Raw genomic sequence first — 26,330 nt, 5'->3', positions numbered from 1 at the left:
AGGGGGCAGGCCCCCTCCCCTTGTACCCCTCCCCCGCTTGCGATTGCCACCACGCCCCCCCGGGTATTGGAAGTCCACAGAAGTCCTGCTGAAAAAAGAGTCACGTGAAAACCCGCCAATCACGCAGCGTGCAGCGTTCTCCCAAAAGCCGATACTCCGGGATCCATATCCGCTTCAGCCTGCATTGTCGGGCCTGCCAGGCTCGCTTTGCCGGAAGAATGGCCAAAGGCCGGTTCACTTCTCCACGCTTACAAGCGCCTCCTGCTGGTCGAGCGTAAGATCCGTCGTGCAGAAGTCACCCTCTGTGGGGAGGCGCATCAGGAAGTCCGGCGTGACGTCGATCGCCGCCGTCCCGTTCAGGAGATAAAAATCCAGGATATGGCCGCCTGCGGTCCGGTCGCCGGTGATGAAGTGCAGGTGATAGCCGGGTATATTCACACCCCGGGCGAGTGCCGGTGTCCGGAACCCGACGACGGTTCCGGTGACGTTCTCGAGGTGGAAGACCACCTCCTCATCTTCGATCACGTCGACGAGGGGCCGGTAGGGCTTCTCCTGCGCAGGCTCGCTCCGTGCCGTGACCGTGGCGAAGGTGCCGTCGATCCGGACTGCATAGAAGAGGTTCTCGGACGGGATCACCGTATCGAGGCGGGCCTCGCACCCGGTGAGGTTGACCGGGCCGGTGAGCGGGAGGGTGATATCGGGCTCGAAGAAGGTCACGGCCGCAAACGGAACGGTCGCGTTTCCCGGGACCTGGCGAACCCGGCCGTCGGCGGGGATCCGGTACCAGACACCGTCGAGGCCGATCAGCTCACCATCGAGCGTATCGAAACAGCCGAGACCGAAGTCGCCGTGGCGGGCGAGGTCGTCGATCGGGGCGACGCCGTCGTAGACACCCTGCAGCAGGGCATCGATCGTCGAGACCTGGTAGAGCACGTCGCGCTCGGGAGCGCTGCCGAGCAGCAGGCCGGCAGAGAAGGCGATCAGCACAAGGACAACCGCACCGAGCGCACAGGAAAGGAGATGGAATGATGTCATGGCAGCACCGGGGGAGTGTACAGGGATTGTCCGGCAGGCGGGATAAACCGATCAGATCCGGCCGTGCGAGCAGACGATCCACCCGTCCTCGCCATGCGGGAAGAAGTGGTTCCTGCCGGTGCGGCAGCGCTCCATCGCCGTCATATTGTAGTGCGCCTCGACCGCACCGCCGCATTCCGCCACCAGGCGCCCAAGGCTTTCGTGGGTGTAGCACCGGGTCGCCGCGAGCCCGGCGCTCTCCTGAATTATCCGGAAGATTTCCCGTGGAATATGCCGCCGTGCCGGGTTTACGACGTCGCACGGCAGCAGGTACTCGATGACGAACCGGTTGCCGGCGTCCCGGGAGTGGAACGCCCCGAGGATGCCGGCGAGCTCACGGCCCGAGAGGTAGTAGGTGATGCCTTCGAGGAGAACGATTGCCGGGCAGCCGCGGGCCTCCCGGGAGAGCATCCGGAGCGACGCTTCCGACGTGATGTCCGCGTTCAGGCAGCGTATTCGCCGGCTTCTGACCGGATCGATCCGGCGGTAGAGCGCGGCTTTCTCGCCCATCCCAGCGATGTCGACCTCGATGATGCGGGACGGGCACGGATCGTCGCTGCTCACCAGCTCAAGGCCGAGCGGCGACATGCCGGCGGCGAGGATGATGACGCAGGCGTCCTCCCCGAGCGCCTGCACGTCCCGGAGAGCCAGGCTCCGGATACAGTGCTTCCGGTTCAGGATAACCTCGCCGTACCAGTCGCAGACCGCATCGCAGCGCGTGAAGAGATCCCGGCCGGCCGCGAGATCGAGGACGTCGGCATACCGGTGCGTGATGCCGTGGCGGTAGAGCGGGAGCGCCCACTGCATCACCAGGGCTGCGGTCGGTCCGAGCAGGATCGTCCCCATACCGGATCAGACCGGCGGCCACTCCTCGCCGATGTCCTCGCACCAGATCTCGGGGCGTTCCTCGATGAACGACTGCAGCATATCCTTGCAGACGGTAAGGTCGAGGTCGATCACCTCGACGCCGTGCATCTCCAGAAATTCCCGCGCTCCGGCGAAGCTCTCCGACTCCCCGGCAACCACCTTCCCGATGCCGAACTGAACGACCGCACCGGCGCAGAGATAGCAGGGCATCAGTGTCGAGTAGAGTGCCATCTCCCGATAGCTCCCGATCCTCCCCGCATTCCTGATGCAGTCGATCTCTGCGTGGAGTACCGGGTCATCCTGCTGAACTCTCCGGTTGTGCCCTTTTCCGAGTATTCTGCCCCCTCTGACGAGAACCGAGCCTATCGGGATCCCCCCCTCGCTTCTGCTCAGCTCCGCCTCTTCAATGGCACACTTCATGAAGAGATCCATATTTCCATCGCCTCCGTGATTACATTCTAACAGTATATAAAGAAAACCTTTTCCAAACGGAGTTAAGGATCAGTATTTTGCAAATTTACAGAATTATAACGGATTTCTAGAGGAAAAAGGAGGGTTGCTCAAGGATAGATCTGAAACACTGAAGTGCCCCAGAGTAAAACTGAAAAGATTTCGGAGAATCAGACCGAACCTGCGGCAATGGTTTCGGGGTGATTCACCGGATCCGTGAGAGATATCCTCGCGGGGGTGGAGCCAGGGGAGGGGGATGCCCCATATACGCTACCGTACCCTCTGGGTGCACCGAAATTCCTGTTGCTATCGGCGGGGTCCAGGCACGTGATGAGGTCCCATCTCTTGCTCCGGATGACCGCAATCCGGGGTGTTCGGGGGCACGGCTTTCCCCTGGGTATCGCCATGACTGCCCCCGCCCCTTGAGGGGTGGGGTTGATGTTGTCTGTGGATCTTCGCGGGAGACAGGGGAGGGAAAAAGGTCGTCCCCGGGACAAGCCTCATCAGGGGAAGAACGCGGTATACGCGCAAATCCCCGTATCTAAAGTTAGCGCGAATGGGGATGCCCCCTCCCCCAACACGATTGCCCCTGCAATTCCTGGATCGGGCGAGGCGTGGACGCACACGCCGTATCAGATGCCTGCATGGAAAATTGCCGCTAGTTTCTCAGGGCATTCCCTGAAACATCAATTTCGAAAGGATCCGACCGGATCTGTGCCGCCATAATCCCGCATGCGTCCATTCCGAGAAAGTATCGATGCAGACGATATGGCCGCATGCCCGACCGACAAAGAGAGGTTCTGCTCTGTCCCGGAACGGCTCTCCGGCGTTCACCGGACCGGGATCTCGCGCTCCGTCGGAAGCTGCTCGAGCGCCCGGACGACGGCCTCCCGAACCGCGTCGTCCGCGTCGCCTTGCAGCCGCAGGAGCGGTTCCCGGGCACGGGGGTTGCCGATCGTCCCGAGTGCCAGCACCGCGGCCTTCCTGACCCGGGGCTTTTCGTCCCGGAGGCGGGTGATGAGCGGTTCGACCGCCCGCGGGTCGCCGATCATCCCGAGCGCCCGTGCAGCCCCCGCCCGGACCCAGGGGTCTTCGTCCTCAAGCGTGCGGATAAGAGGCTGCACGGCGTTCCAACCGTCGACCGTGCCGAGCGCTTCGGCCGCTTTCCAGCGGACCTCTGCAAAATCGTCTTCAAGTGCTCCGATGAGGGGCTCGGCCGCACGGGGATCGCCAAGTCGTCCAAGCATCTCGGCAGCCCGCCACCGCTCGGTGGGGTTGCGTGACTCCAGCAGCGAGAGATACGGCTGGATACCGGGTTTCCCGTAGTTCTCCGGCGTGGTCTTGCTCTGCTTCGATGAGCCGGGCTCTTCCATGCATCACCCCGAGGATCATCATTGCGGCGGTCGCACGATAAGTTTTTTCCACCCGCATCTCTTCAAACCGGCATAGCCGTACCGCACACGCGCACCCTCCGGTACCGGAAGGCAGGCACAGGTTCACAGAGGGCTCCGTGCGTCGCCGCCGGCAGAGAGGGAGAGGAGACAGCTCTTTGCCGGGGCGGGATAAGACAGATCATTTTTGTAGTACAGCCGCTCTCTTGATCTACTATGGCTGAACCTACCGGAGCAGAAGAGACTACCGTATTCCCGGGCGAACTCCAGCGGAGTGGGATCGTCCCCGGGGCGAAGATCGACATCAGAGACCTCGATACAGTCCGGCAGCAACAGAACCTGGAGATCTATCTCTACTTCGAGGAGGAGCTGGCACGTGAATCCACGCTCAGCGAAAACCTTGAGGAGTACGGCGACGTCCCGGACTTCGAGCGCCCGTTCATCCGGCTGGACGCGTTTCTCCAGTTCGCCGGGGAATCCGACCCGCTCTTCACGCAGCGGCTGGAGGATGTCCCGCTCATCATCGAGGTGATCGCCTACGGCGAGATCGTGCACGAGGGAAGAAGCGAACCGACCCCGTATGTGAAAGGGCTGATGCCGTTCCTGGACGAGATGCAGATGGACGATGTTCCGGCAGCATCCTGAAGGAGAAGCAATTCATCAGGATGCGAATACTTTTTTCGAAAACCGCCTCTCCGCTCCCGGAGCCGGGCACAGGATCGGGTTTCCATTCGTGAGAGTCGCCGCTTCAGAGGGGGGGTCGACCGGAGGTCAGGCCACCGCATCCCGAATGCGGGAAGTGCTCCGGAAGACGCTGAGCCTGCCGGCGCCCGTTTCCAGGACGGCTCCGCCTCCACCCGGTGCCCGGAACTGCTGCGGCACTCTCGAATACCGACCGATGCAAGAATCCTCGTGGGAGCACTCCCGGCCATCCCCGTCCGACTGCTTAAACGAGCCCGCTAACCGCATCCTGCGCACCCGCTTTATATACCTACCGGGGCAAACTTTTTATTAAATAAAACATGAGGTATAATACAATTGCCATTTCCTCAGGCTTGCCCCGATACCTGATATCGGAAACACGATGATGAGGAGGAGGCAAAGAACGGCAGGACAGATGATATCTGTCAGACTCAGAGCAGACGAAACCGATCCGAGAATATGGCTCAGAACGGAACCGGCGCCCCGGAAGGCAGACCGGTCACCAGTGTTCCCTGGGGAACACACATCGGCGTGCTATATCGCAATCGCCAGGAACTTGCAGACCCGGTGATCTCTTTTGTCAGGGCTGCCCTTGCGAGAGATGCCTGCTGTATTCTGGTGACCGCGCCGCCCCTGAACAGCACCGGAGCACGGCGGGTGCTGAAGAAAGCCATACCCGATCTGGAGAGCCGCCTGGCATCCGGGCAGCTTGTCCTGCAGGATCACCACGAAGTCTACCAGGCAGCCGGGGGCTTTGATCCCGCGGCGCGGGTCAACGCCTGTATTGCCGCCGAGGAGCGGGCACTCGATCAGGGATTCGACGGCCTGTTCCTCGGCGGCAACACCGCGTGGCTCGGGAAAGAAGACTGGGAATCGTTCAACTGCGTCGTGACGGCACTCCACGGGGTCATCAAAAACCGCCGGATAATCGCGATGAACGCCTACCCGCTGCGCAGGTGCGGCATCACCGAGATCATGGACATCGCCACCGGCCACGACATCGTCCTCGTGAACCGTGACGGCCACTGGAAAGGGGTCGGGAACATGCCGGGGAGACGGGCAGAGGCGGCTCCCTGCGGGAGAGATACACGGATCCGACAGATCGCCCAGACCAGCGCAGACATCGTCTTCACCTGTGATGCGCAGGGGGTTCTCTCCTTCGTCTCCCACACGGTAGAGAAGGTTCTCGGGTACCCGCCGGGCGATATGATCGGCAGGAACGTGACGGAATGTATCCTTCCCCGGTTCGAACCCGATCTCCGGGATTTCAAAGCGCGGCTGGACGAGGAGCCGGATGGGGCATGGCTGCAGACGGAGGTGCGCCGCGCCGACGGAACCAGCGCCATCGTCGAGATCCACGCCTCCCCCATCATGGGAGAGGATATGATCGCCGGCTACGAAGGGGTCTGCCGGGACATCACCGACCGGGTTCTCTTCAGGCGGCATGTCTACGATCAGATCGAGAAGAACATCGAGCAGTTCGCCATCCTCGGCGATCATCTCCGCCACCCCCTGCAGGTGATCCAGGGCTGGGCGGATCTCATGGACGGGGAGCAGTCCGACCGTATCCGGCAGGAGGTCCGGCGGATCAACGACACCGTCAGGCAGCTTGACGAGGGGTGGCTTGAGTCCCGGAAGATCCGGGACTTCCTCGTCAAGAACGAGCCCGCCGCAGAATCGGTGCCCCGCAGGCAGAAGAGCACCCGTGCCGCCGGACGCTCCAGGAGGACGACGGCCCGGTCGCGGTCGCGTGCGGAGTTTTCACCCAGCCAGCAGACGCTGTCCCGGTATACCGGGGAGCAGCTCGTTCGGCAGGCACGGTGATCCGGGCTATGCAAGCCGGACAGTCTGCAGCCCGCGCAGGATCTCAAGGCTCACGTCAAAGTTCTCGATCGTGTGGGTAAGGGCACCCATACTGATGACGTCGGCACCGGTCCGGGCATATTCGAGCAGGGTCGTCCCGGTGACCCCGCCGGATATCTCGATGACGACTCCCTGCCGAAGCCCTCTCTTCTCAAGGTGATCGATCGTCTCACGCACCGTCGCCGGGGTCATGTTGTCCAGGAGCAGGATGTCGGCACCGGCTTCTGCGGCGATGGCGGCGTCATCAGCCGATTCGACCTCCACCTCGACCTTCCGGTAGAGGCTGGCCGCGCGCGCTTTTGCGACCGCCTCACCGATCGGGACGAGGGCGAGGTGGTTGTCTTTGATCAGGACAGCGTCACTGAGCGTAAACCGGTGGGGATCGCCGCCGCCGAGCTGCACCGCTCTTTTGTCGAGCAGCCGCAGGCCGGGAGCGGTCTTCCGGGTCGCCGCAATCCGCGTCCCCGGAGAGACGGACCGGGCCTGCTCGACGCAGGAGCGCGTCTTCGTCGCAATGGCGCTCATCCGCCCGATGATGTTGAGCGCCGTCCGCTCCACCAGCAGAATGCTTCGGGCGTCCCCTTCGAGATCGCAGAGCGCCGTGCCGGCCGAGACCGCCCGGCCGTCGGCGGTGCGCTGCATGACCGTGACGCCGTAGTGCTCAAAGAGCGCCCGGGCTTCGGAAAGCCCTGCAACCGTGCCGGAGGCCTTCGCCAGGATCTGCGCCCTGCAGACGACGTCCGGGACGACGGTGTCCGAGGTGGCGTCGCCCCAGGGCGCGTCTTCCTCGATGAACCGGAGGAGATAGCGGAGCGGGATCATGCCCATTTACCCCGTGACGGCCAGCATCCGTTCGATGGCGCCGCGTGCACGCTCCATGATCTCGTCCGGGAGCGTGACTTCGTACTCCTCCTCCCGGAGCGAGCGGAGAAGGTCTGCAAGCGCGATCTTCTTCATGTCGGCGCAGATGGCATCCGCCTTCTCATAGAAGGTCTTCTCCGGGTAGAGCACCCGGAGGCGGGTGACCATCTCTTTTTCGGTGAAGACCGACCAGGTGTCTGCATCCGCCGCACACCGGACCATCCCGCCGGTCGAGGCGATCACGTCGGATGCCTCCTGGATGGCCGCCGGGCACTCCGGGTGGCAGACGATCCGCCCGCCCCGTGCCCGCGCCCCGGTGACGTCCACGGCCGTAAACCCGGTATGGACGTAGCAGTGCCCGCCCGGGGGAGTCGGGATGATCCTCTTTTCAGGCACCTGCCGCTGGACGTATGCGGCCAGGTTTGCATCGGGGCCGAAGATGACCTCGTCTTCCTCGAGGGAGCGGACGACCCTGACGGCGTTTGCCGACGTGCAGGTGATGTCGGCGAGCGCCTTGCACTCGGCGGTGCTGTTGACGTAGACGACGACGGCTGCTGTCGGAAACCGCTGCTTCGCCTCGACGATCATCGCAGGCGTCAGCTGCTCCGCAAGCGGGCATCCCGCGTCCCTGACCGGGATGACGACTTTCCGCTCCGGGTTGATGATCTTGGCCGTCTCGGCCATGAACTGCACGCCGCAGACGACGATGAGATCGGCGGTGGCGTCCTCGGCCCGGACGGCCATCTCGAGGCTGTCGCCCACGACGTCGGCCACGGCCTGGATCTCGATCGGCTGGTAATTGTGTGCCAGAATGAGTGCGTTCTTCTCTCGCTTCAGTTCCAGAATCTCCTCTTCCATTGCTATGTCCCCACCACCAGAGGGTTGTCGAGGTTCTTGAGCAGGGTCAGGATCGAAAGAGCGGCCATATAACTTGTCGAGAGGTTTTCCGGGCTCGGGACGTTTCTCACCCTGATATAGATGTCCCCGAACTCGCCCTCCGCAAAGATCTCGTGAATATTCCGCTCCACATCCGGATCGACCCAGAGCTCCACGTCGGCCTCTTTCCCTGCCGCAAGACCCAGTGCTACTGCGACGTTGATATTCTTCGGGTATTGCTTTATACAGTCGCTTGCCGCCCCCTTAAATATCTCCATCCGCTCCGTCGGTTGCAGCCCGAGCGAACCGGGGGACTTCGTCGTCCGGAGCAGGAGGGTGCCGAGCGGCGATATCTGTCCGATCTTCAGGTTGTCAAGGCCGGTAACGGCACCGCTCGGAACCCGGATCTTCCGGCCGGCAGCCCGTGCGGTCTCGACGAGCCGGCTCTTGAATTCATCGTCGGCAAGAGCGCCGCCGCTGAGCACCACTAGGTCTTTTCCGGCCCGCAGGATCGCCTCCCCGTAGAGCCAGACGGCAGCGACCGATGCCGCTTCGACGATGAGATCGACGTCCGCGCGGAGAAATTCGTCAAAGTCCGAATAGGGGGTCGCGTGGCTGATCGCCGCGAGCTCCTGCGCCCGGTCGGGGATCATGTCAAAGACAGCAGATATCCGGAAGCCCTCTGCATGTCGCGCGATGATGTGGCCGACGTTGCCGCATCCGAGCAGCCCTATTTTAATCATTGAATAAAGAGATAGTAATATCAGCGGTTAAGCATTGTGCTCTGCGGGCTGCCACCCCGGAGATGCGGCGGGCTCCTGGTGCCCAAAAAGCGCAGCAGGAGGCAGATTGCACCCCCCCTTCCACTCACCGCCGCAAGCCCTGCACCGGAGCATGACAGCACGCGGGGATTTCTATGGAGCACCTGATCGAGAAGCGGATCTATATCGAGTCGTACGGCTGCACCTACAACCACGCGGATACGCAGAAGCTGATCACACTCCTGGAGGCGCAGGGATGCACGCGGGTCGGGCCGGAGGAGGCGGAGGCGGTGATCATTAATACCTGCACCGTCATCGGCGCAACCGAGCGGCAGATGCTGCGTCGGCTCCGGGCGTTTGCCGATAAGGAGCTCTACGTCACCGGATGCATGCCGCTCGCGCAGCCGGATGCCGTCAGGTCGGTATGCACCGCGCGGTTCATCCACCCGGACACGATCCGCGATCGCTACGGCGGCGTCGGCACCCCTGCCCCCGGCGCGGTCGGGATCGTTCAGATCGCCTCGGGCTGCCTCGGCCGGTGCAGCTACTGCATTACGCGGCTCGCACGCGGAGCCCTCTGCAGCGCTTCTGCAGACGCGATCCTCGACGCCGTCCGCACACTCGCGGCGGGCGGGGCGAAGGAGATCCAGCTCACCGGCCAGGACGTCTCTGCCTGGGGCCGGGATATCGGGGAGACGCTCCCTGACCTGCTCCAGAGAATCGATGACATCCCGGGACGGTTCCGCCTGCGGCTCGGCATGATGAACCCGGCGACCGTCCTCCCGATCCTCCCGGACCTCGCCCGGGCCTACGAAAGCGAGAAGGTCTTCCAATTCCTGCACCTCCCGGTGCAGTCGGGCTCGGACGCCGTTCTTTCGCGGATGAGCCGCGGCTACCGCGCCGCCGACGTGCTCGCAATCGTCAGCGCCTTCCGGGAGCGCTACCCCGAGATGATCATCTCGTCCGATTTCATCGTCGGGTTTCCCGGCGAGACCGATACCGATTTTGCAGCCTCGCTCAAACTGCTGCGCCAGGCCGCGTTTGCAAAGGTGAACATCACCCGCTACTCCCGCAGGCCAGGGACACCCGCCGCCGCGTACAAAGACCTCACCGACTACGTGCGCAAACAGCGGTCGCGGGCGCTCCTCGCCGAGGCCGACCGCATCTACGACGACTACCACGACCGCTGGCTCGGTCGGGAGACGCCGGTCGTGGTGACCGAACAAAAGGTCGCCGGATCGGTCATCTGCCGCACCCCGTGCTACATGAACGTCGTCATCAAAGAGGATCTGCCGCTCGGCTACGAGGGGCGGGCGGTCGTCACCGCCAGAAAGCGGCACTATGTCGTGGGAGAACTCTCTCCCGGCCAGGTTTAGACCGACCGCAAATTTTACCTGCCCGGCCCCGACAGTATGTTTTATGCAGGGGATCAGCGGGCACGAACTCTCCCCAAAGAGGGCAGAATACCTCAAATATGTCGCCGACTGCACCGGTGCCGTCAGAACGACCGAGGCGGCCGCCCGCTTTGCGGTGGCGCCGTCGACGGCGACCAAGACCCTTGAAGGCCTTGCACGGGCGGGATACCTCGAGCACGCACCCTACCGCGGCTTTTCGCTGACTGCAAAGGGGGAGCGGTACGCACGGTTCCTCGTCCGGCGCCACCGGATCGTCGCCCTGATGCTCAGCCGCTTCGGGCTTGCCCCGGAGGAGGCCTGCACCGAAGCGCAGAAGATGGAAGGATGCGTCTCGCGCGAGGTTGTCGACCGGATCTGTGCGTCGCTCGGGCATCCGATGATGAGTGTCTGCGGGCGGATCGAGCACGACCCCGGCTGCTGCTCTCCTGCGGAGCCGGGCGGCGAATAGGCCGCAACAGTTAAGCCGTGGGACGCACAGGAGTTTGGCACCATACCAAATTTGCAGGAGGGAACCACCGTGAAGAGCAGGATACAAGGGGCAATCTGTCTGACACTTCCGGCCATGCTCCTGGCTGTCCTCCTCGCCACCGCAGCGGGCTGCATCACTGCGGATCGGGCTGCACCGGATGCGGACACGATCACCGTCGCCGTCACCATCCCGCCCCAGGCCGAGTTTGCTGAGGCGGTGGGAGGCGACCGGGTCCGCGTCGTGGTGATGGTGCCGCCGGGAGCGAGCCCGCACACCTACGAGCCGACACCGGGTCAGCTCGCGGAGGTGAGCCGTGCAGCGCTGTATGCCAAGGTCGGCTCCGGCATCGACTTCGAGCGGGCATGGATGGAGGAGATATCCGGGCTGAATCCCGGGATGCAGATCGTCGACTGCTCCGAGGGAGTGGAACTCATCGCAGGCGGAGAGGGCGAGGGTGCCGACCCGCATATCTGGACGTCGCCCCGGAACGCGGAAGTCATGGTCGGGAACATCTGCGCCGGACTCTGCAGCGTCGATCCGGAGTACTGCGACTATTACCGGCAGAACGCCGCCGCCTATGCGGAGAACCTGAACGCCCTCGACCGGGAGATCGGCGCGGCCGTCGCAGGGATGCAGAACCGGCAGATCCTGGTCTATCACCCTGCGTGGGCCTACTTTGCACGCGATTACAACCTCACGCAGATAGCCATCGAAGAGGAAGGGAAGGAGCCGACGCCGCAGGGCATCCAGCACCTCATCCAGGAAGCCAAGGAGAAGAAGATCACCGTTATCTTTGCGGAGCCTGAGTTCTCGACGCGAAGCGCCGAGGCGATCGCGGACGAAGTCGGAGGTGAGGTCGTGCTGGTGAGCCCCCTCGAACGGGACTATATCGAGAATATGCAGCGTGTTGCCGCGGCGTTCGCCAGGAGCGGGTCCTGATGACCGAGCCCGCCATCGCGTGCCGGGACCTCTCGGTCAGCATCGGCGGAAAGTCGATCCTCGAAGATGTCACCCTCACCGTCTGCCCGCATGACTTCTTCGCCATCATCGGCCCGAACGGCAGCGGCAAGACAACGCTTCTCCGGGCAATTCTGGGACTCGTGCATCCCCGGCGAGGGAGCGTCAGGATCTTCGGCGCTCCTCCACGGGAAAACCGCAGCCTCCTCGGCTACGTCCCGCAGTTCCGGACGTTCGATTTCTCGTACCCCGTGACGGTGATGGAGATGGTGCTCTCAGGACGGCTCGGCCATATCACCCGGCCGCTCCGGCGCTACGGCGACGACGACTACGATCATGCCCTCCGGGCGCTGGAGAAGATGGAGATCGAGAGCCTCGCCGACCGGGAACTGCGGGCGCTCTCCGGCGGCCAGCAGCAGCGGGCGATCATCGCACGGGCGCTCGCCGGGGAGCCCCGGGTGCTCCTGCTGGACGAGCCGACCGTCTACGTCGATGCACCGACCGAGAAACACTTCTTCGAGATCCTGGAGCATCTCCGCTCAGAGATGGCGATCGTCCTCGTCACCCACGACATTGGGGCGATCTCGGCGCGCGTCACGAAGATCGCCTGCCTCAACCGACGGATCTACACCCACGACACCGCCGAGATCACCGAGGATATGCTGACAGCTGCGTACCACTGCCCGGTCGACCTCATCGCCCACGGCGTGCCCCACCGCGTCCTGAAGCGGCACGACGAGGAGGAGGAGCCGCGTGCTTGAGATGCTCGGATATGCATTCTTCCAGAACGCCCTGGTTGCAGGGGTGCTTGCCAGCATCGCCTGCGGGATCATCGGGACATACGTCGTCGTCAAACGGATGGTCTTCATCTCCGGCGGGATTGCGCATGCCTCCTTCGGCGGGATCGGCCTTGGGTACTATCTCGGCATCGACCCGATCCTCGGGGCGATCGGCTTCACCCTCGCCGCAGCGCTCGGGATGGGCACGGTGCGGCTCACCGCACGGCAGCGCATGGACACCCTCATCGGTGCGGTCTGGGCGGTCGGGATGGCGCTCGGGATCCTCTTCGTCTACCTCACGCCCGGGTTCGCCCCCGACCTCTTCAGTTATCTCTTCGGCAACATCCTCCTCGTTCCCGCGAGCGATCTCTGGCTGATGGGGCTCCTCGCCGCCGTCACGGTCGGACTCGTTCTGCTGCTCTACAACGAGCTCTTTGCCGTGACCTTCGACGAGGAGTATGCGACCATCATGAACCTCCCGGTGCGGAGCCTGTATCTGCTCCTCCTCGCCCTCATCGCGCTCACGGTGGTGCTGCTCATCCGCGTCGTCGGGATCATCCTGGTCATCGCCCTCCTCACCCTGCCGGCCGCCGCCAGCGCCGAGCTCACCGCACGGCTCCGGCCGATGATGGGGCTCGCCGTCCTGCTCGGGACCGCCTACACGACCACCGGCATATGGCTCTCCTACGCTCTCGACGTGCCGTCGGGTGCGACGATCATTCTCGTCAGCGCGGCGGGGTATGCCGCCGCCGTCGGCGCGAGACTCTGGAAAGAGCGCTGATCCGGCACGTTTATGCGAGAAGGCGGCATAGACATTATTCTCACGACACAGCATACAGGAGAGATTACCCGATGGACGACGTTATTGAGCAGGGATATACACGGCTCGTCGAGGCGATCCGGGAGACGGCAGACGAAAAGGAGAAGCTCGCAGGGGAAGTCCGGGAGCAGAAGGCGGCCCTTCTCACCCGGATGGCTGCAGAGGCTGCGCCGCTTGTGCCGCAGATCGGCCTCTCCATGCTCAACCGGGCGCGCATCGACAGCAACAAGGAGCTCTACGATCCCGAGTACTACCCGGAGAAGATGATCCTCCTCGGGAAGACCGAGCCGATGCCGTACCGGCCCGACGATATGACGAAACGGGTCGATACACAGGTCTGTGTTCTTTCCGAAGACGGGTCGCTCTTCGAGCTGATGTACAGCTCAACCGAGATCCGGGTCGATTCATACCGTGAAAAACTGGCGCCGGATGCCGCCCTCGACCTCTACAGCAGCGAGATCCTCTTCATGCTCTACCGGGCGATGCGGGAGTGCCTGCAGAATGAGCGGGAGCTTCTCGACGCCCTCGCAAAAACGCTCGAGTATATCGCAGCGGAGTGAGAAGGCGGATCTTTAACGGCGAGGGGAGATATCCACCGATATTTTTCAACCATGCTCCGGCGGAGGGGCCGGCACCCATGAGCACTACCCTGAGATACGGGGATTTGCGCGTATACCGCGTTCTTCCCCTGACCGGGCTTGTCCCGGGCGTCTCCCCATGCCGTGGACCGTGGCGTGGCCGACGGGGAGGGGTTTTCCCCTCCCCTGTCTCCCGCGAAGATCCCCAGGATCTCATCAACCCTGCCCCTCAAGGGGGCGGGGGCAGTCATGGCGGGAGACAGGGGAGCGCCGTGCCCCCGAATACCCCGGATTGCAGTCATCCGGAGCAAGAGATGGCACCGCATCACGTGCCTGGACCCCGCCGATAGCACCAGGAATTTCGGTGCACCCAGAGGGTACGGTAGCGTATATGGGGGGCATCCCCTCCCCCGATGCGATAGCCGGATACGGGCTGTGTCACTCGTCGCTTCCGGAGATGAGCGGACCTATGGAGGGTATCTCCCTAGCAGGTATGATCGGCCAGGCACGATCCCCGTCGGCATGAAGGTCTCCCCGGAAACCCTCCGGACATCTCCGGTACTACTTCCACCCGAATATGGGAAACGCCGGCTTGAGCAGATCCTCCTCTCCGCCGCCCAGCGCGGAGAGCGGGTATGATCTCGAATAGTGCCTGCCCTGGTCGTCCTCGTAGGTGACGACCGCTTTTGCCTCCTCGATCATCGTGGAGAAGGCATACGCCGACTCCTCGTCCGCCTTCAGCGACGGGAGAGCAAACTCGATGTTGAGCGGCACGATGGCGACACGGATATTTTTCGCCTCGCCGGTCCCGCGGTTCTTCACCGTCACCCCTTTTGCATCTTCGTTCAGCGCGGCGACGACGTCCGGATAATCGGCGCTATCGCCCATGATCCGCAGGCTCATCAGGAGCGCAAGGACGACAACGAGGGCGATCAGTGCATAGAAGATGTTGATGAAGAGCAGCCCCAGAACGGCAAGGACCCCGATGACCAGGATCGCTTTCTGAGATTTGTCCATATACAATGATGTGACTGCCGGAGATATAACCGTTCGAGTCCCGACGCGTCTCCCCTGCCGCATACCTGCAACACGTCCGTTTATCCGCGATGCCATACATACAGAATGGCAGAGATATGCTTGAGCTGAAGTTCATCCGCACGCACCCCGAGATTGTCAGGGCAGACCTCATGCGGAGAGGAGACCTGGAAAAACTGGCATGGATCGACGATCTGCTGCAGAAGGATATACGGAGCCGCGAACTGCAGACCGAGATAAACCGGATGCGGAACCGGCGCAACGTCATCGGCAGGGAGATCGCGGAGGCGCGCAAAGCGGGCGCCGACCCGTCCACCCTGCTGCGCGAGGCCGCTGATCTCCCGGGGCAGATCAAAGAGGGCGAGGCGGAGCTCGCCACCATTGCGGAGACGATCACCTACTACCGGATGCGCATCCCGAACATCCTGCACGAGAGCGTCCCTGCAGGCAAGGACGAGTCCGGGAACGTCACGATCCGAACCCACGGCGAGCCGATCGTGCCGGCGTTTCCCCTGAAGAACCACGGCACGCTCGCCGCCGAGCAGGGGTGGGCCGACTTCGAGCGGGCCGCGAAGATCTCCGGGGCAGGGTTCTACATCCTGAAAGGCAGGCTTGCCCTGATGGATATGGCCATCCAGCGCCTCGCGCTCGACATCCTCACGGGCCGCGGCTATATCCCGGTGATACCCCCGTACATGATGAACCGGGCGGCATACGAGGGCGTGACCGATCTCGCCGACTTCGAGAACGTCATGTACAAGATCGACGGCGAAGACGAGTTTCTGATCGCCACCAGCGAGCACCCGATGGCAGCGATGTACCTGGGTGAGATCTTCGAGGAGAAGGATCTCCCCCTGAAGATGGCAGGGATCAGCCCGTGCTTCCGGCGCGAGATCGGTGCGCACGGCCTCGACTCGAAGGGGCTCTTCCGGGTGCACCAGTTCCACAAGATCGAGCAGTTCGTCTTCTGCAGGCCCGAGGACTCGTGGCCGCTGCACGAGGAACTCCTGGCGAACGCCGAGGATCTCTTCCGCACGCTCGGTCTGCCCTACCGCGTCGTCTCGATCTGCACCGGCGACATCGGCACCGTCGCCGCGAAGAAGTACGATATCGAGGTCTGGATGCCCCGCGAGGAGTCCTACCGCGAGGTGGTTTCATGCTCGAACTGCACGGCATACCAGTCGGTCCGGCTGAACATCAAGGTCCGCGACCCCCACGAGTTTGAGACGAAGCGCTACGTCCACACGCTCAACAGCACCGCCGTGGCAACTTCGCGCGCCCTCCGCGCGATCCTCGAGAATTACCAGCAGGAAGACGGTTCGGTCGTCGTCCCCGAGGCACTGCGGCCGTATATGGGCGGCGCCGAGACGCTCTAAGGCCGGCAGCGTATTCGGCTGTTCCCTTTTTTTGCGATCTGCAGATCCGGTATCGCGAGATCTGCGCGCATCTCTGGCAGGAGGGGGCGAGCCCCCATGAGCGCTACCCTGAGATACGGGGATTTGCGCGTATACCGCGTTCTTCCCCTGACCGGGCTGGTGCCGGGCATGGCTTTTCCCCTCCCCTGTCTCCCGCGAAGTTCCACTGATATCATCAGCCCCACCCCACCCGGCCTCCGGCCTCCTCCCCTGCCCCTCAAGGGGGCGGGGGCAGTCATGGCGATACCCAGGGGAAAACCATGCCCCCGAATACCCCGGATTGCGGTCATCCGGAGCAAGAGATGGGACCTCATCACGTGCCCAAACCCCGCCGATAGCACCAGGAATTTCGGTGCACCCAACGGGTAGCGAGGTTATCCCAATATTCTCTGGCAGAAGGGGGCTGGCCCCCTCCCGCACCCTTCCCCCACGCGATACCCCCGGAAGGATTCGGGCTCACAAATCCGCCTCTGACGAACCTCTCCTCGGCGGGTTGAAACGCCAGAAGTGCTTCGATCCTGAATGATTTTTTCACACCAGACAATTTCGGGACGTGCTTACCCCCAAAACCGGGAACGCAGACTCGATCGGATGCATCCGAAATGGTTTCAGTGTCGTCCGGGACATTTCCGGAGGCGGCCTCATATATGCAGAAGGCTGCCGCGCACCGCCGGGCGGACTCCCCGGAAGCGCCGCCGGCGAGAGGGAGGCCGTGCCCGGGTTTTCGTGAAGGATGCGCGCAGGCGATCGCAGGACATGACGCATGCATATCTCCTTCCCGGGCGCGGGACGCGGCAGAACAAACGTACGGCAGGTATGCTGCCGGAGTGAAACCACAAAAGGAAGAATGGGCCCGATGCGATTCGAACGCACGACCTCCCGGTTATCAGCCGGGTGCACCACCAGCTATGCTACGGGCCCTGTGGGACTACCCTACAACTTCTCTCGTCGTCGATATTAAGGTTTTTGAATCGATCCCAATCAGTATCTTAAAAGCCCATGATTGAAGTACACCTTTTGGAGAATATGGCAATGCAATACCTACTCGGCAACGAGGCCGTCGCGCACGCGTGTCTCGAGGCGAATATCGATTTTGCAAGCGGCTATCCGGGAACGCCGTCCTCTGAAGTGATCGACATTCTGAGGTCCCAGGAGAAGCGCGGGTTCTACGTAGAGTGGGCCACGAACGAGAAGGTCGCATACGAGAACGCGCTCGCGGCGGCATGGTGCGGTGTCCGCGCACTCTTCACGACGAAGCATGTCGGCCTGAACGTCGCGGCGGATCCCCTGATGACGAGCGCTTATACCGGCGTTACGGGCGGATTCGTCGTCCTCTCCGCCGATGACCCCTTCGCGCACAGTTCCCAGAACGAGCAGGACTCCCGCTGCTACGCGCAGTTCGCGCGGGTTCCCTGCCTCGACCCCGCATCGGTCCAGGAGGCCCACGACATGATCCGGGACGCCTTCTCCCTCTCCGAGGAGTTCGGCCTCCCCGTCATCTTCCGGCCGACGACGCGCATCTGCCACTCAAAGAGCGACGTCGACCTCGGCACGGTCGGCGACGAGCACCGGGTCGGGGAGTTTTGCCGCGACCCGAAGCAGTACGTCGTGATCCCGGCGCACACCCGCGTGCTGCACAGGCTGCTGAACGAGAAGCAGCCCGCGATCAAAAAACGCCTCGTCGAGCTCGGGTACAACACCGCCGAGGTGCGGGGGAAGACCGCTATCATTGCGAGCGGTGTGGCCGCCTCCTACGTGCAGGAGGTCATCGGCGCGGATGTCTCGTTCGCGAAGATCGGGGCCTACCCGATCGACGAGGACTGGCTCCGGACATTCGTCGACGCGCACACGCGCATCCTCGTCGTCGAGGAGCTCGCACCGGTCGTGGAGGAGGCGGTCAGGCAGGTCGCCACCACGACCGAGGTCTTCGGCAAGATGACCGGCACCGTCCCGTACGAGGGCGAGCTCTCCCCCGCCGCCGTCGCCGCCGCAATGGCGACGGCAGGGTTCTCCCCGACGCAGTCGTTTCCGGCGCAGCGAGCCCCGGCAGCCGTCGCACCCCGGCCGCCGATCCTCTGTGCCGGCTGCTCGCACCGATCCACCTTCTACGCGATGCGGAAGGTCTTCAAGGACGGGATCTTCCCAAGCGACATCGGCTGCTACACCCTCGGCCTCCAGCTCGGCGGGGTCGACACGACGATCTGCATGGGCGCGTCGATCACGGTCGGGAGCGGGATCAAGCAGTCCGGCGAGGAGCGGGACGTTGTCTGCACCATCGGCGACTCGACGTTCCTCCACACCGGGATACCCGGCCTCCTGAGCGCGGTCTACAACGGCGCGAATATGACCGTCGTGATCCTGGACAACCGGATCACCGCCATGACCGGCCACCAACCGAACCCCAACACCGGCATCACGGCCATGGGCACCGAGAGCACGCCGATCTCGCTCGACGCCATCTGCCGGGCCTGCGGGGTTTCGTTCGTCGAGACGGTCGACCCTTACGACCTCCCCCTGCTCCTCGCCACCTTCCGGCAGGCGAAGGAGAAGGACGGCGTCAGGGTGATCATCGCCAAGCAGCCCTGCGTCATCACGGCACGGCGAGCCGGGATCAAACGGAAACCCTACGCCGTCGACCCGGAGCGCTGCACCGGCTGCGGGGTCTGCCGCTCGTTCGGCTGTCCGGCGATTGCTTTTGCGGACGAGAAAGCATGGGTGACCGACCTCTGCGCAGGCTGCGGGGTCTGCGCCGACATATGCCCGTCAGGGGCGATTCACCGGGAGGGGAGATAGATGAACGGATCGTTTGATATTCTGATCGTCGGGATCGGCGGCCAGGGCACGGTGCTCGCATCCAACGTCCTCGGCGAGGCATGCATCCGCGAGGGCCGGCCGGTCAGGAGCGCCGAGACCCACGGCATGGCTCAGCGCGGCGGCTCGGTCGAGAGCCACGTCCGGATAGACGGCAGATACGGCTCGCTGATCGCGCCCGGATGCGCCGATCTGCTGATCGCCTTCGACCTTCTCGAGGCGCTCCGCTACCGCCACTACCTGCCGGAGGGCGGACGGCTGGTGACGAACCGGCGGTTCGTCACCCCGACCTCGGTCTACATGCAGAAACAGACAGTGCCGGACGAGGCGGAGATCCTCGCGGCGCTCGGCGACCTCGATCTCACCTGCATCGACGCCGCGGTAATCGCAAGCGAGGCCGGAAGCCCGCTCTCGCAGAACATCGTCATGCTCGGCGGCGCATCACGGTTCATGCCCCTTGCCGCGGAGACCCTCCTTGCGGCGGTCAGAGCCTGCGTGCCGCCAAAGACCGTCGCCATCAACGAACGGGCGTTCTCGCTCGGGCGTGACGCGGCCGGCAGGTGCTGAAGGCCATGCCGCTCCCGCTCTGTGTGCCGAATGAGATCTATCACGGCGACGCGCTGGAGCTCTTTGCCGCCGTCCCGGACGGGAGCGTCGATCTCATCGTCACCGATCCCCCGTTCGCCATCGACTTTACGGCACAGCGCGGGAACTACAACAGGAAGGGCGACCGGGTGCTCGAGGGCTACCGGGAGGTCCTGCCCTGCGACTACGCTGCCTTCACCCGGTCATGGATCGACCAGGCATACCGGGCGCTCTCCGATGCCGGCAGCATGTACATCTTCTCGGGCTGGACAAACCTCAAAGACATCTTAAACGCCGTCGACGATGCGGGGTTTTTCACCATCAACCACCTCATCTGGAAGTACCAGTTCGGCGTCTTCACCCGGAAGAAGTACGTCACCAGCCACTACCACATCCTCTTCGTGGTGAAGAACCCGAAACGCTACACCTTCAATAAAGTCGAGCACTACCCCGAAGACGTCTGGATCATCAACCGCGAGTACTGGACCGGAAAGAAGAAGACCCCGACGAAACTGCCGATGGAGATTGTTCGGAAGATCCTGCAGTTCTCCAGCAACCCGGGCGACATCGTCCTCGACCCGTTCCTGGGTTCGGGGACGGTCGCGGTCGCCAGCAAGGAGCTCGGGAGGCAGTATCTCGGCTTTGAGATCGTCGAAGACTACTATGCGTTCGCACGCGAACGGCTCGAGCAGACCGAAACCCGGGCCGCATCTCCGGAAGGCATTATATCCCGGGCGGACGAGGAAGTAGGGCAATGAGCGAGCAGGACGTCATCGCAACCCTCAAGCACTTCGCAGGCAGGAAACCCGTCTTCCGACTCTCCGAAGTGAAGCAGTCCCTGGCCGACGAGCGGCCGATTCCCGAACTCGCGGCGGCGATAGAGCCCCTCCTCCCGGACCTCGATCTCACCCTGCACGCCCGGGACGGCGACTACGACCTCGTACGGCTCCCGGCGCCGCAGCCCCTCCGCCCGGTCGATGACGCGCGGCAGCGCCAGGAAGTTTTCCTCCGCTCGCCTGCCGTCCCGGACACCATGCAGCGGCTGCTCGAGGCCTACATCGAGAAGAAGACCGGAAAGCCGTGGGACGACCCGGTGGTGCTCGACCGGCTTCGAAACGCCATCGTGGCGCAGAAGAGCCGTTACTGGAAGGAAAAAAGCGTCAGCTACAAAAAAGGCTACCATGTGCTCGGCTACCTCGCCTACCACGCACCGGTCTACCTGGTGCAGTTCGAACACATCCTCTGGCAGCTCATGGAGGACGGACTCCTCAAGGACCGCATGCGGGTGCTGGACGTAGGAAGCGGGCCCGGCATGGTGCCGCTTGCCCTCATCGATCTCCTCGGCCGCATAGGCGGGGGAGAGGCGCACCTCTTCGCCGTCGAACGCTCGGAGGAGAACATCGAGGCCTACAGCGCCCTCGTGCCCCCTGCGGCGGAAGCGGCCGGCGTGCGGGTGACGGTCGAGCAGCCGATCGGTGCCGATCTCCGCTCGCTTTCGATGGACGAGATCCCGGACCGGATCGATCTGATGGTCTTTTCGAACGTGCTGAGCGAACTGCGGCAGATGACGGTCGACGAGCGTGCAGACCTCCTGGCGAGGCTTGCCGGCCGCCTCGCAGACGACGGGACGATCGTCGTCATCGAGCCCGCGGACCTCGCGAACTCGACGATGCTGCGCCGGACGGTGCGGGCGGCTCTGGACAGGGGGCTTACCGTCTACCGGCCGTGCTCGTTCATCTGGGGCACCCCCTGCAGCCCAGCACGCTGCTGGACATTCGAGCAGAAGGGCGACATCCGCCCGCCACGGCTCATGCGGCGGCTGGCCGAAGGGCCGGAAGCCTACCGATTCAAGAACACCGATATCAAATACTCATCCGCGGTCCTCAGAAAAGATCAGCGGACGCACTGCGATTACCGCGTCCCTCCCCAGGCGAAATTCGCCCGCCTCTCCCAGCTCCGGCGCCACCGGAACCGGCGGATCAACGTCGTCGCCGCGGTGATGTCGGGCAACCTGGGAGGTGCCGGTTCCGAGGTCTATAAGATCTGCGACGGAACAGCAGCCAGTCCGGCGTACGCCGTCGTTCCCGGCTACCTGAAGGGCGAGAGCAGGGAGGTTCTGCAGCAGACCCCCTATGGCGGGATCGTTCAGTTCTACGGGGTCACCGTCCGCTACAATAAAGAGCACGACGCCTATAACCTGGTCGTCCAGCCGGAGACCCGGATCGAGCGGGTGTCCGCCGACAGCGGCGCCGACAGCTGCTAGGCACCGTCTCCGTCGAACCGGTGGATGAAGAAGAGCCATCCGGTGCCGGAGCAGTCACGGCACGGGACGCTGCCGAGCCCCGGCGCAGGGGTGTTGCCGACCCCGGTGCCGCCGCACTGCGGGCATGGGCGCGGCGGGAGATAGACGAGGATACTGCCGGCGCCGCTGCAGGCGCGGCAGGCTCCGGAGGGGTGGCGGTGATGGAGTGCGTCGTTCCTGCCGGTGCCGCCGCACCACCGGCATGACTCGGCCGCCATATGCAGATCACCGGGAGACATACGATAGATCATCTCTCTTTTGCGGCGAGACCTAGAAAAGTGTTTGGAAGGAGCCGCACCTTATTCGGCGCTCGAGTATGCCTGCCATGCGTCCCGCAGGGCGTACAGGAGGGCGCCGTATCCGAGGCTTGCGGCAATGATCTGGACAAGAACACCGATAAACGGGACCATGATGAGGATCTGCAGGATCACAAACCCGACGATGAAGGTCACCGTGACCCCGGTCTTCCACCGGAAACGCGAAACGACGAGATCTCCGAGCGCATAGGCCACAAAGAGCCCTGACACCAGAAGGCCGATGGCGACAAGCATCCCGAGGACGGCAGCCACCGGGAGGCCGATGACGGTTGCGGCGATCACCAGGACGATGAGCACCGACACGACGATCCCGAAGAACCCGACGATCGTCTTGACGATAGGGTTCGTCACGATCTCACGGACGACACTTGCAACCTCTTCGGGAAAGATCTGGATCAGGATGATGCCGAGGAAGAGGAAGCCGACGGTGACGAGCAGGGATACCATGCCGAAACCGGAGAAGAGATCCATCATGGGCTGCTGCTCCTGGTACACGATCCTGCCTGCCGACCCGGGGTTCTCAAAAGTATTGGCAGAGACGGTCAGGTTGCGCAGAACAGTACCGGCGTTGACGACGGTGCCGGCGCTGACGGCCGCATCGCGGAGCACCATGGCCGAGGGACCGAGGGTCACCGTCCCGCCGGTGGCGAGGAGATTCGCAACAGTCCCATTGATACTGATGCTGCCCCCCGCCGCAAGAACCTTGCCGTCGACGTCGGCATTGATGCTGATCCCCCCTCCGGTGACGATCAGGTCGCCGGCAATCGGGGCGTTGACGACCACCGAGCCCCCGGCGGCGGTCAGGCTCCTGACCGGGGCGTTCAGAACGACGGTGCCGCCCGATGCAATCACGTCGTCGTCGATGGGCGTATTGATGACGGCCTGGTCGCCCGAGACGAAGACAAATGCCTCCGCACCTGCAGGCAGCAGGAAGAGCGCGATCAGAACGAGCAACGGGAGCGCTTTCATATCAGATAGGACAGCAGATAAGGTTAAAAAAGGTTGGGGAGGGGGCTCACTGCTTCAGCAGGGCGAGCAGCACCGGAATGACCAGGTACCCAAAGCCGTTTAACGCGGGATCGATGAAAACCGCGATGGCAATGGCAGCAAGAGCCGCGACGGGGAGGACGAGAACCCTTCTCATCCCGACGGCGACCCGGCGCGGATCCACCATTTCGTTGAGGTACCGCTCCCGGTTCCGGGAGACGTACATCCACTGCACGACATAGATCATACCGATGATCAGGAAGTTAACGTCGAAGATGATCGACGAGATCAGCACCCAGTGGTAGTCGCCCGCGAGCGATGTGGTGAACGGCACCAGGGCGACGAAGAGCAGCGAGAGGATATTCAGCCAGAGCATACCCCCGTTCAGATGCCGGATCGAATGGAACTGTTTGTGATGGGTGGTCCAGAACCCGGCGAGCACAACGAACGCGACGGCGTAGTTCGTGAACTGCGGCCAGTTCGCAAGGAGGGCGGAGGGTATTGCCCCTGCTGCCGTCTCCGCATGGACGACGGGCACGTCGATATTCAGCACGAGCAGGGTCATTGCGATGGCGAAGATACCATCGGTCAGAGCCTCCAGGCGGTGGGTGCTCATGCCGCCGTCGCTCTGCGCCGGGCGTGCATCCGCGGGTCTCTGCATGAAAATAACGTCGTACCGCCTGATAGATGAAGACTCTGCTTTTTGTCCGGCAGGTTCCGGCAGAACAGGAACCACCCGTCGGGCTGACCGGGCGGTGGACGGCGATCATGGTACGTTTGTTCGGAGAGGAAACCGAATACGCCGAATCCGGGGGGAATCGCATCGGGGGAGTGGTTTCAGGGGAGGGGGACGCCCCACTAGCACTACCCTTCGATACGGGGATTTGCGCGTATACCGCGTTCTTCCCCTGACCGGGCTGGTGCCAGGCGTCTCCCCATGCCGTGGACCGTGGCGGCTAAGCGCCCCGGGGGTGGGGGTCTCCCCCCTCCCCTGTCTCCCGCGAAGATCCACAGACATCGAGCATATCCCAAAACGATTCGTGGATGGAACAATCGATCTGAATCGACGCACTCCTCTCGGTGTATCACTAAATGAGGTGCATCAGAGGCAGAACCTATAAGCACGATATTTCCGGGGGTATCGCGCGGGGGGAGGGTGCGGGAGGGGGCCAGTCCCCTCCTGCCAGAGAGTATTGGGATGACCTCATCATCAACCCCACCCCACCCGGCCTCCGGCCTCCTCCCCCGCCCCTCAAGGGGCGGGGGCAGTCATGGCGATACCCAGGGGAACGCCGTGCCCCCGAATACCCCGGATTGCGGTCATCCGGAGCAATAAATGGGATTTCATCAAGTGCCTGGACATCGCCGATAGCACCAGGAATTTCGGTGCACCCATAGGGTACGGTAGCGTATATGGGGGCCGGCCCCCTCCCCTGTCACCCCTCCCCCGATACGGTATCCCCTACAGCCCGGTTTTCGGGGAAAGCGCAGCAGATGCGAAAGATGGGTATGGGTGAAGAAAGTCCCGAAAACAGGTGCGTGCAGAGCCTCCTCGACGGCTCTGCAATGCGTTTCGAAAAAGACTGATCCCGATCCGCTCACACCAGCGTTGCAAGGCGGCGCTGCATCTCGCTCACCGCAGTATCCGCTCCCTCCAGCCCGGAGTCGCGGATACTCGCGATATTCTCCTCGATGACCGTCGCGACCCAGTCCTGCGGAACACTGGACGCCGAAAAAACCTCGTTCCACTCGTCCGAGCGGAAGGGGACGACTTTTGCGAGCTTGCCGAGGAGGTTCCAGGGCACCACCGCATAGACCTCGCCGCTCCTGATATCCTCCACATCGACCGACCCGTCGTCGTTGAAGGCCTGCACCCTCCCGTGGACGATGTAGACGCGCATCTCGTCTTTGTCGGTGAAGATGACCTGAACGAGATCCCCCTCCTTCAGGTTCTCGGGAAGCGTGTACATCGCCATGTCGCCGGGATACGCCACGCCCGGAACGTACCGGTCGACCATCCCGATGTACCCGGTATCGGAGACGTAGAGTTTCAGATACTCCTGAAAGAACTTCCGGACGATCCAGTAGACCGCTCCCGGGTGCGTCTCGGCCAGCCTGAGAAGAACATTGTGGATTGCGCTCGGAACGCTCTCCGGCCGCTCCAGAATCTGGCGTGCAATTGCATCGTACTCCCGGGCGATGTCAGCCTGGGTCACCTGTGCCTGTTCCATGCTATCTCCCTCCACCGGCGTAATGGCGGACACCGGGTAAATACATTTCCCGGGCCGGAATGTTCCGCCCGGCAGCCCTGCCGCAATCCGCATCTTTCGGCCCGTATCCGGGGACGCGACCGTATGCATTCGCCGCAGAGCCGCCGGCAATCAACGCAGCGGATACGACGGCAGCAAAGCACAGCCCTGCCGCGTTCTCATTTCAGTTCAGTTAACCCTTTCATTTCCCGGAAATGTGAGGCTGCTTTCATCCTGGCGCTCTGCATGGAGAACTGCACACTGAAAAAGTTAAATTATCCCGCATATATACCTGTAAAACAGAGGTATCATCTATGGGTTCTACACGAGACGCTACGTACCTTGACGTGATGAGGGCACTTGCCAAACAGTATGCTCCGAGCGAAGGCTGGGAATTTGCGTGGAAGCCGGATTATGGCAGCATCCAGCCCGAATGCGTCATCTCCCGCCGGTATAAGGGCACGACCGAGCGTGTCCTCGTCGGCGTGAAGATGGAGAAGAAAGTCCCTGCAGGCGTCCTTGCCGGGCTTGCAGAGCAGAGCCGGAGCCTCGCAGCGCAGAGGATGCCGGTCGAGCGGACGGTCCTGGTCGTCCCGACCGGTGCCGAGGTGGCAGAGACCGCAGAGGACGTCGACGTCATGCACCTCGGCTCCTACCAGGTTCTGGGCAACCGGATCGCCTGGACGAAGAACCTCGAGCGGAGCGATGCCGTCGAGGCGGAGCGCGAGCAGAAAGGGTTCGCGTAACCGGAACACAATACCTTTTT

At 63.2% G+C, this 26,330-nt stretch carries 26 protein-coding genes and 1 tRNA gene; 14 read left to right on the top strand and 13 right to left on the bottom strand.

From position 1 onward, the window contains the following. Window positions 1–234 precede the first annotated feature (234 nt). From budA to FGU65_RS13165, 4 genes are all read right to left on the bottom strand, one after another. The gene (gene budA / locus FGU65_RS13180) at window positions 235–1,035 is read right to left on the bottom strand and encodes an acetolactate decarboxylase (RefSeq protein WP_301664952.1); all 801 of its coding nucleotides are present in this window, start codon (window positions 1,033–1,035) and stop codon (window positions 235–237) included. A gap of 51 nt (window positions 1,036–1,086) precedes the next feature. Further along, window positions 1,087–1,920 carry a class I SAM-dependent methyltransferase gene (locus FGU65_RS13175; protein ID WP_301664951.1) on the bottom strand — a complete coding sequence of 278 codons (834 nt, stop codon included), beginning with the start codon at window positions 1,918–1,920 and terminating at the stop codon, window positions 1,087–1,089. Window positions 1,921–1,926: 6 nt separating this feature from the next. Further along, window positions 1,927–2,373: a nucleoside deaminase gene (locus tag FGU65_RS13170; protein WP_301664950.1), complete on the bottom strand. Its 447-nt coding sequence runs from the start codon at window positions 2,371–2,373 to the stop codon at window positions 1,927–1,929. A gap of 848 nt (window positions 2,374–3,221) precedes the next feature. Next, window positions 3,222–3,764: a HEAT repeat domain-containing protein gene (locus tag FGU65_RS13165; RefSeq protein ID WP_301664949.1), complete on the bottom strand. Its 543-nt coding sequence runs from the start codon at window positions 3,762–3,764 to the stop codon at window positions 3,222–3,224. 234 nt (window positions 3,765–3,998) lie between these two features. On the opposite strand from FGU65_RS13165, the gene FGU65_RS13160 reads away from it, so the two are divergent. Together FGU65_RS13160 and FGU65_RS13155 are read left to right on the top strand one after the other, a co-directional pair. Further along, window positions 3,999–4,427: a hypothetical protein gene (locus FGU65_RS13160; protein WP_301664948.1), complete on the top strand. Its 429-nt coding sequence runs from the start codon at window positions 3,999–4,001 to the stop codon at window positions 4,425–4,427. Between the two features lie 516 nt (window positions 4,428–4,943). Beyond that, entirely contained in the window at window positions 4,944–6,308 is a 1,365-nt protein-coding gene (locus FGU65_RS13155; protein WP_301664947.1) for an MEDS domain-containing protein, read from the top strand. 6 nt (window positions 6,309–6,314) lie between these two features. Here the strand turns inward: FGU65_RS13155 and nadC are convergent, their stop codons facing one another. Genes nadC through nadX form a run of 3 tightly spaced genes read right to left on the bottom strand, consistent with a single transcriptional unit; the run spans window position 6,315 to window position 8,827 of the window. Continuing rightward, window positions 6,315–7,169, bottom strand: a complete 855-nt coding sequence (nadC, locus tag FGU65_RS13150; protein WP_301664946.1) for a carboxylating nicotinate-nucleotide diphosphorylase — start codon at window positions 7,167–7,169, stop codon at window positions 6,315–6,317. A gap of 6 nt (window positions 7,170–7,175) precedes the next feature. Further along, window positions 7,176–8,066 (bottom strand): quinolinate synthase NadA, encoded by an 891-nt coding sequence (gene nadA / locus FGU65_RS13145; RefSeq protein WP_301664945.1) that lies wholly within the window; start codon window positions 8,064–8,066, stop codon window positions 7,176–7,178. A 2-nt stretch (window positions 8,067–8,068) separates the two neighbouring features. Next, window positions 8,069–8,827, bottom strand: a complete 759-nt coding sequence (gene nadX, locus FGU65_RS13140) for an aspartate dehydrogenase (RefSeq protein WP_301664944.1) — start codon at window positions 8,825–8,827, stop codon at window positions 8,069–8,071. 173 nt (window positions 8,828–9,000) lie between these two features. On the opposite strand from nadX, the gene FGU65_RS13135 reads away from it, so the two are divergent. The 6 genes from FGU65_RS13135 (at window position 9,001) to FGU65_RS13110 (ending at window position 13,845) form a co-directional block, all read left to right on the top strand. Continuing rightward, window positions 9,001–10,221 carry a MiaB/RimO family radical SAM methylthiotransferase gene (locus FGU65_RS13135; RefSeq protein ID WP_301664943.1) on the top strand — a complete coding sequence of 407 codons (1,221 nt, stop codon included), beginning with the start codon at window positions 9,001–9,003 and terminating at the stop codon, window positions 10,219–10,221. Between the two features lie 43 nt (window positions 10,222–10,264). Next, window positions 10,265–10,708: a metal-dependent transcriptional regulator gene (locus FGU65_RS13130; RefSeq protein ID WP_301664942.1), complete on the top strand. Its 444-nt coding sequence runs from the start codon at window positions 10,265–10,267 to the stop codon at window positions 10,706–10,708. Window positions 10,709–10,777: 69 nt separating this feature from the next. Then, window positions 10,778–11,668, top strand: coding sequence for a metal ABC transporter solute-binding protein, Zn/Mn family (locus FGU65_RS13125; RefSeq protein WP_301664941.1), 891 nt, complete (start codon window positions 10,778–10,780; stop codon window positions 11,666–11,668). Beyond that, window positions 11,668–12,447 (top strand): metal ABC transporter ATP-binding protein, encoded by a 780-nt coding sequence (locus FGU65_RS13120; protein WP_301664940.1) that lies wholly within the window; start codon window positions 11,668–11,670, stop codon window positions 12,445–12,447. Before FGU65_RS13125 ends, FGU65_RS13120 begins: the two co-directional genes overlap by 1 nt. Before the next feature lies 1 nt (window position 12,448). Next, on the top strand, window positions 12,449–13,246 hold the full coding sequence (locus tag FGU65_RS13115) for a metal ABC transporter permease (RefSeq protein ID WP_301664957.1): 798 nt from the start codon (window positions 12,449–12,451) through the stop codon (window positions 13,244–13,246). A gap of 71 nt (window positions 13,247–13,317) precedes the next feature. Next, window positions 13,318–13,845, top strand: a complete 528-nt coding sequence (locus FGU65_RS13110; protein WP_301664939.1) for a hypothetical protein — start codon at window positions 13,318–13,320, stop codon at window positions 13,843–13,845. Window positions 13,846–14,424: 579 nt separating this feature from the next. Here FGU65_RS13110 and FGU65_RS13105 read toward each other — a convergent pair. Further along, window positions 14,425–14,880, bottom strand: a complete 456-nt coding sequence (locus tag FGU65_RS13105) for a DUF8453 domain-containing protein (RefSeq protein WP_301664938.1) — start codon at window positions 14,878–14,880, stop codon at window positions 14,425–14,427. Between the two features lie 116 nt (window positions 14,881–14,996). On the opposite strand from FGU65_RS13105, the gene serS reads away from it, so the two are divergent. Then, window positions 14,997–16,274 carry a serine--tRNA ligase gene (gene serS, locus FGU65_RS13100; RefSeq protein ID WP_301664937.1) on the top strand — a complete coding sequence of 426 codons (1,278 nt, stop codon included), beginning with the start codon at window positions 14,997–14,999 and terminating at the stop codon, window positions 16,272–16,274. Between the two features lie 887 nt (window positions 16,275–17,161). Here serS and FGU65_RS13095 read toward each other — a convergent pair. Further along, window positions 17,162–17,234 (bottom strand) — tRNA-Ile (locus tag FGU65_RS13095). Between the two features lie 105 nt (window positions 17,235–17,339). Here FGU65_RS13095 and iorA point away from each other — a divergent pair. The 4 genes from iorA to FGU65_RS13075 are packed head-to-tail and all read left to right on the top strand — an operon-like array spanning window position 17,340 to window position 21,972. Further along, window positions 17,340–19,106, top strand: coding sequence for an indolepyruvate ferredoxin oxidoreductase subunit alpha (gene iorA / locus FGU65_RS13090; protein ID WP_301664936.1), 1,767 nt, complete (start codon window positions 17,340–17,342; stop codon window positions 19,104–19,106). Continuing rightward, on the top strand, window positions 19,107–19,691 hold the full coding sequence (locus FGU65_RS13085) for an indolepyruvate oxidoreductase subunit beta (RefSeq protein WP_301664935.1): 585 nt from the start codon (window positions 19,107–19,109) through the stop codon (window positions 19,689–19,691). Window positions 19,692–19,696: 5 nt separating this feature from the next. Further along, window positions 19,697–20,467, top strand: coding sequence for a DNA-methyltransferase (locus FGU65_RS13080; RefSeq protein WP_301664934.1), 771 nt, complete (start codon window positions 19,697–19,699; stop codon window positions 20,465–20,467). Then, window positions 20,464–21,972 (top strand): small ribosomal subunit Rsm22 family protein, encoded by a 1,509-nt coding sequence (locus tag FGU65_RS13075; RefSeq protein WP_301664933.1) that lies wholly within the window; start codon window positions 20,464–20,466, stop codon window positions 21,970–21,972. The genes FGU65_RS13080 and FGU65_RS13075 overlap by 4 nt, the downstream gene beginning before the upstream one ends. Here the strand turns inward: FGU65_RS13075 and FGU65_RS13070 are convergent. The 4 genes from FGU65_RS13070 to FGU65_RS13055 form a co-directional block, all read right to left on the bottom strand. Further along, complete coding sequence (locus FGU65_RS13070; RefSeq protein ID WP_301664932.1) at window positions 21,969–22,229, bottom strand: hypothetical protein; 261 nt, start codon at window positions 22,227–22,229, stop codon at window positions 21,969–21,971. The genes FGU65_RS13075 and FGU65_RS13070 overlap by 4 nt on opposite strands. A gap of 81 nt (window positions 22,230–22,310) precedes the next feature. Beyond that, a complete protein-coding gene (locus tag FGU65_RS13065; protein ID WP_301664931.1) occupies window positions 22,311–23,297 on the bottom strand; it encodes a DUF8173 domain-containing protein in 987 nt (328 codons plus the stop codon). Window positions 23,298–23,343: 46 nt separating this feature from the next. Continuing rightward, the gene (locus tag FGU65_RS13060) at window positions 23,344–23,976 is read right to left on the bottom strand and encodes a TMEM175 family protein (RefSeq protein WP_301664930.1); all 633 of its coding nucleotides are present in this window, start codon (window positions 23,974–23,976) and stop codon (window positions 23,344–23,346) included. Between the two features lie 937 nt (window positions 23,977–24,913). After that, window positions 24,914–25,546, bottom strand: coding sequence for a hypothetical protein (locus FGU65_RS13055; RefSeq protein WP_301664929.1), 633 nt, complete (start codon window positions 25,544–25,546; stop codon window positions 24,914–24,916). A gap of 332 nt (window positions 25,547–25,878) precedes the next feature. Here FGU65_RS13055 and FGU65_RS13050 point away from each other — a divergent pair, with 332 nt between their 5' ends. After that, on the top strand, window positions 25,879–26,310 hold the full coding sequence (locus FGU65_RS13050) for a hypothetical protein (RefSeq protein WP_301664928.1): 432 nt from the start codon (window positions 25,879–25,881) through the stop codon (window positions 26,308–26,310). Window positions 26,311–26,330: the final 20 nt, after the last annotated feature.

Origin of the sequence: Methanoculleus frigidifontis, assembly GCF_030464345.1 — an archaeon.
In the GTDB taxonomy this organism is placed as follows: domain Archaea; phylum Halobacteriota; class Methanomicrobia; order Methanomicrobiales; family Methanoculleaceae; genus Methanoculleus_A; species Methanoculleus_A frigidifontis.
The sequence above is the reverse complement of the archived record's forward strand: the minus strand, read 5'-3'. Positions and strand labels throughout refer to the sequence as shown.

What these genes read in the sequence shown, in the direction of transcription:
- FGU65_RS13075 (WP_301664933.1), top strand. Translation starts at nt 20,464, where the DNA reads ATGAGCGAGCAGGACGTCATCGCAACCCTCAAGCACTTCGCAGGCAGG.
- nadC (WP_301664946.1), bottom strand. Translation starts at nt 7,169, where the DNA reads ATGATCCCGCTCCGCTATCTCCTCCGGTTCATCGAGGAAGACGCGCCC.
- FGU65_RS13130 (WP_301664942.1), top strand. Translation starts at nt 10,265, where the DNA reads ATGCAGGGGATCAGCGGGCACGAACTCTCCCCAAAGAGGGCAGAATAC.
- FGU65_RS13085 (WP_301664935.1), top strand. Translation starts at nt 19,107, where the DNA reads ATGAACGGATCGTTTGATATTCTGATCGTCGGGATCGGCGGCCAGGGC.
- FGU65_RS13160 (WP_301664948.1), top strand. Translation starts at nt 3,999, where the DNA reads ATGGCTGAACCTACCGGAGCAGAAGAGACTACCGTATTCCCGGGCGAA.
- FGU65_RS13155 (WP_301664947.1), top strand. Translation starts at nt 4,944, where the DNA reads ATGGCTCAGAACGGAACCGGCGCCCCGGAAGGCAGACCGGTCACCAGT.
- FGU65_RS13175 (WP_301664951.1), bottom strand. Translation starts at nt 1,920, where the DNA reads ATGGGGACGATCCTGCTCGGACCGACCGCAGCCCTGGTGATGCAGTGG.
- FGU65_RS13170 (WP_301664950.1), bottom strand. Translation starts at nt 2,373, where the DNA reads ATGGATCTCTTCATGAAGTGTGCCATTGAAGAGGCGGAGCTGAGCAGA.
- FGU65_RS13060 (WP_301664930.1), bottom strand. Translation starts at nt 23,976, where the DNA reads ATGCAGAGACCCGCGGATGCACGCCCGGCGCAGAGCGACGGCGGCATG.
- iorA (WP_301664936.1), top strand. Translation starts at nt 17,340, where the DNA reads ATGGCAATGCAATACCTACTCGGCAACGAGGCCGTCGCGCACGCGTGT.
- budA (WP_301664952.1), bottom strand. Translation starts at nt 1,035, where the DNA reads ATGACATCATTCCATCTCCTTTCCTGTGCGCTCGGTGCGGTTGTCCTT.
- FGU65_RS13065 (WP_301664931.1), bottom strand. Translation starts at nt 23,297, where the DNA reads ATGAAAGCGCTCCCGTTGCTCGTTCTGATCGCGCTCTTCCTGCTGCCT.
- FGU65_RS13080 (WP_301664934.1), top strand. Translation starts at nt 19,697, where the DNA reads ATGCCGCTCCCGCTCTGTGTGCCGAATGAGATCTATCACGGCGACGCG.
- FGU65_RS13120 (WP_301664940.1), top strand. Translation starts at nt 11,668, where the DNA reads ATGACCGAGCCCGCCATCGCGTGCCGGGACCTCTCGGTCAGCATCGGC.
- FGU65_RS13050 (WP_301664928.1), top strand. Translation starts at nt 25,879, where the DNA reads ATGGGTTCTACACGAGACGCTACGTACCTTGACGTGATGAGGGCACTT.
- FGU65_RS13110 (WP_301664939.1), top strand. Translation starts at nt 13,318, where the DNA reads ATGGACGACGTTATTGAGCAGGGATATACACGGCTCGTCGAGGCGATC.
- FGU65_RS13055 (WP_301664929.1), bottom strand. Translation starts at nt 25,546, where the DNA reads ATGGAACAGGCACAGGTGACCCAGGCTGACATCGCCCGGGAGTACGAT.
- FGU65_RS13070 (WP_301664932.1), bottom strand. Translation starts at nt 22,229, where the DNA reads ATGGCGGCCGAGTCATGCCGGTGGTGCGGCGGCACCGGCAGGAACGAC.
- serS (WP_301664937.1), top strand. Translation starts at nt 14,997, where the DNA reads ATGCTTGAGCTGAAGTTCATCCGCACGCACCCCGAGATTGTCAGGGCA.
- FGU65_RS13115 (WP_301664957.1), top strand. Translation starts at nt 12,449, where the DNA reads ATGCTCGGATATGCATTCTTCCAGAACGCCCTGGTTGCAGGGGTGCTT.
- FGU65_RS13135 (WP_301664943.1), top strand. Translation starts at nt 9,001, where the DNA reads ATGGAGCACCTGATCGAGAAGCGGATCTATATCGAGTCGTACGGCTGC.
- FGU65_RS13165 (WP_301664949.1), bottom strand. Translation starts at nt 3,764, where the DNA reads ATGGAAGAGCCCGGCTCATCGAAGCAGAGCAAGACCACGCCGGAGAAC.
- nadX (WP_301664944.1), bottom strand. Translation starts at nt 8,827, where the DNA reads ATGATTAAAATAGGGCTGCTCGGATGCGGCAACGTCGGCCACATCATC.
- FGU65_RS13105 (WP_301664938.1), bottom strand. Translation starts at nt 14,880, where the DNA reads ATGGACAAATCTCAGAAAGCGATCCTGGTCATCGGGGTCCTTGCCGTT.
- nadA (WP_301664945.1), bottom strand. Translation starts at nt 8,066, where the DNA reads ATGGAAGAGGAGATTCTGGAACTGAAGCGAGAGAAGAACGCACTCATT.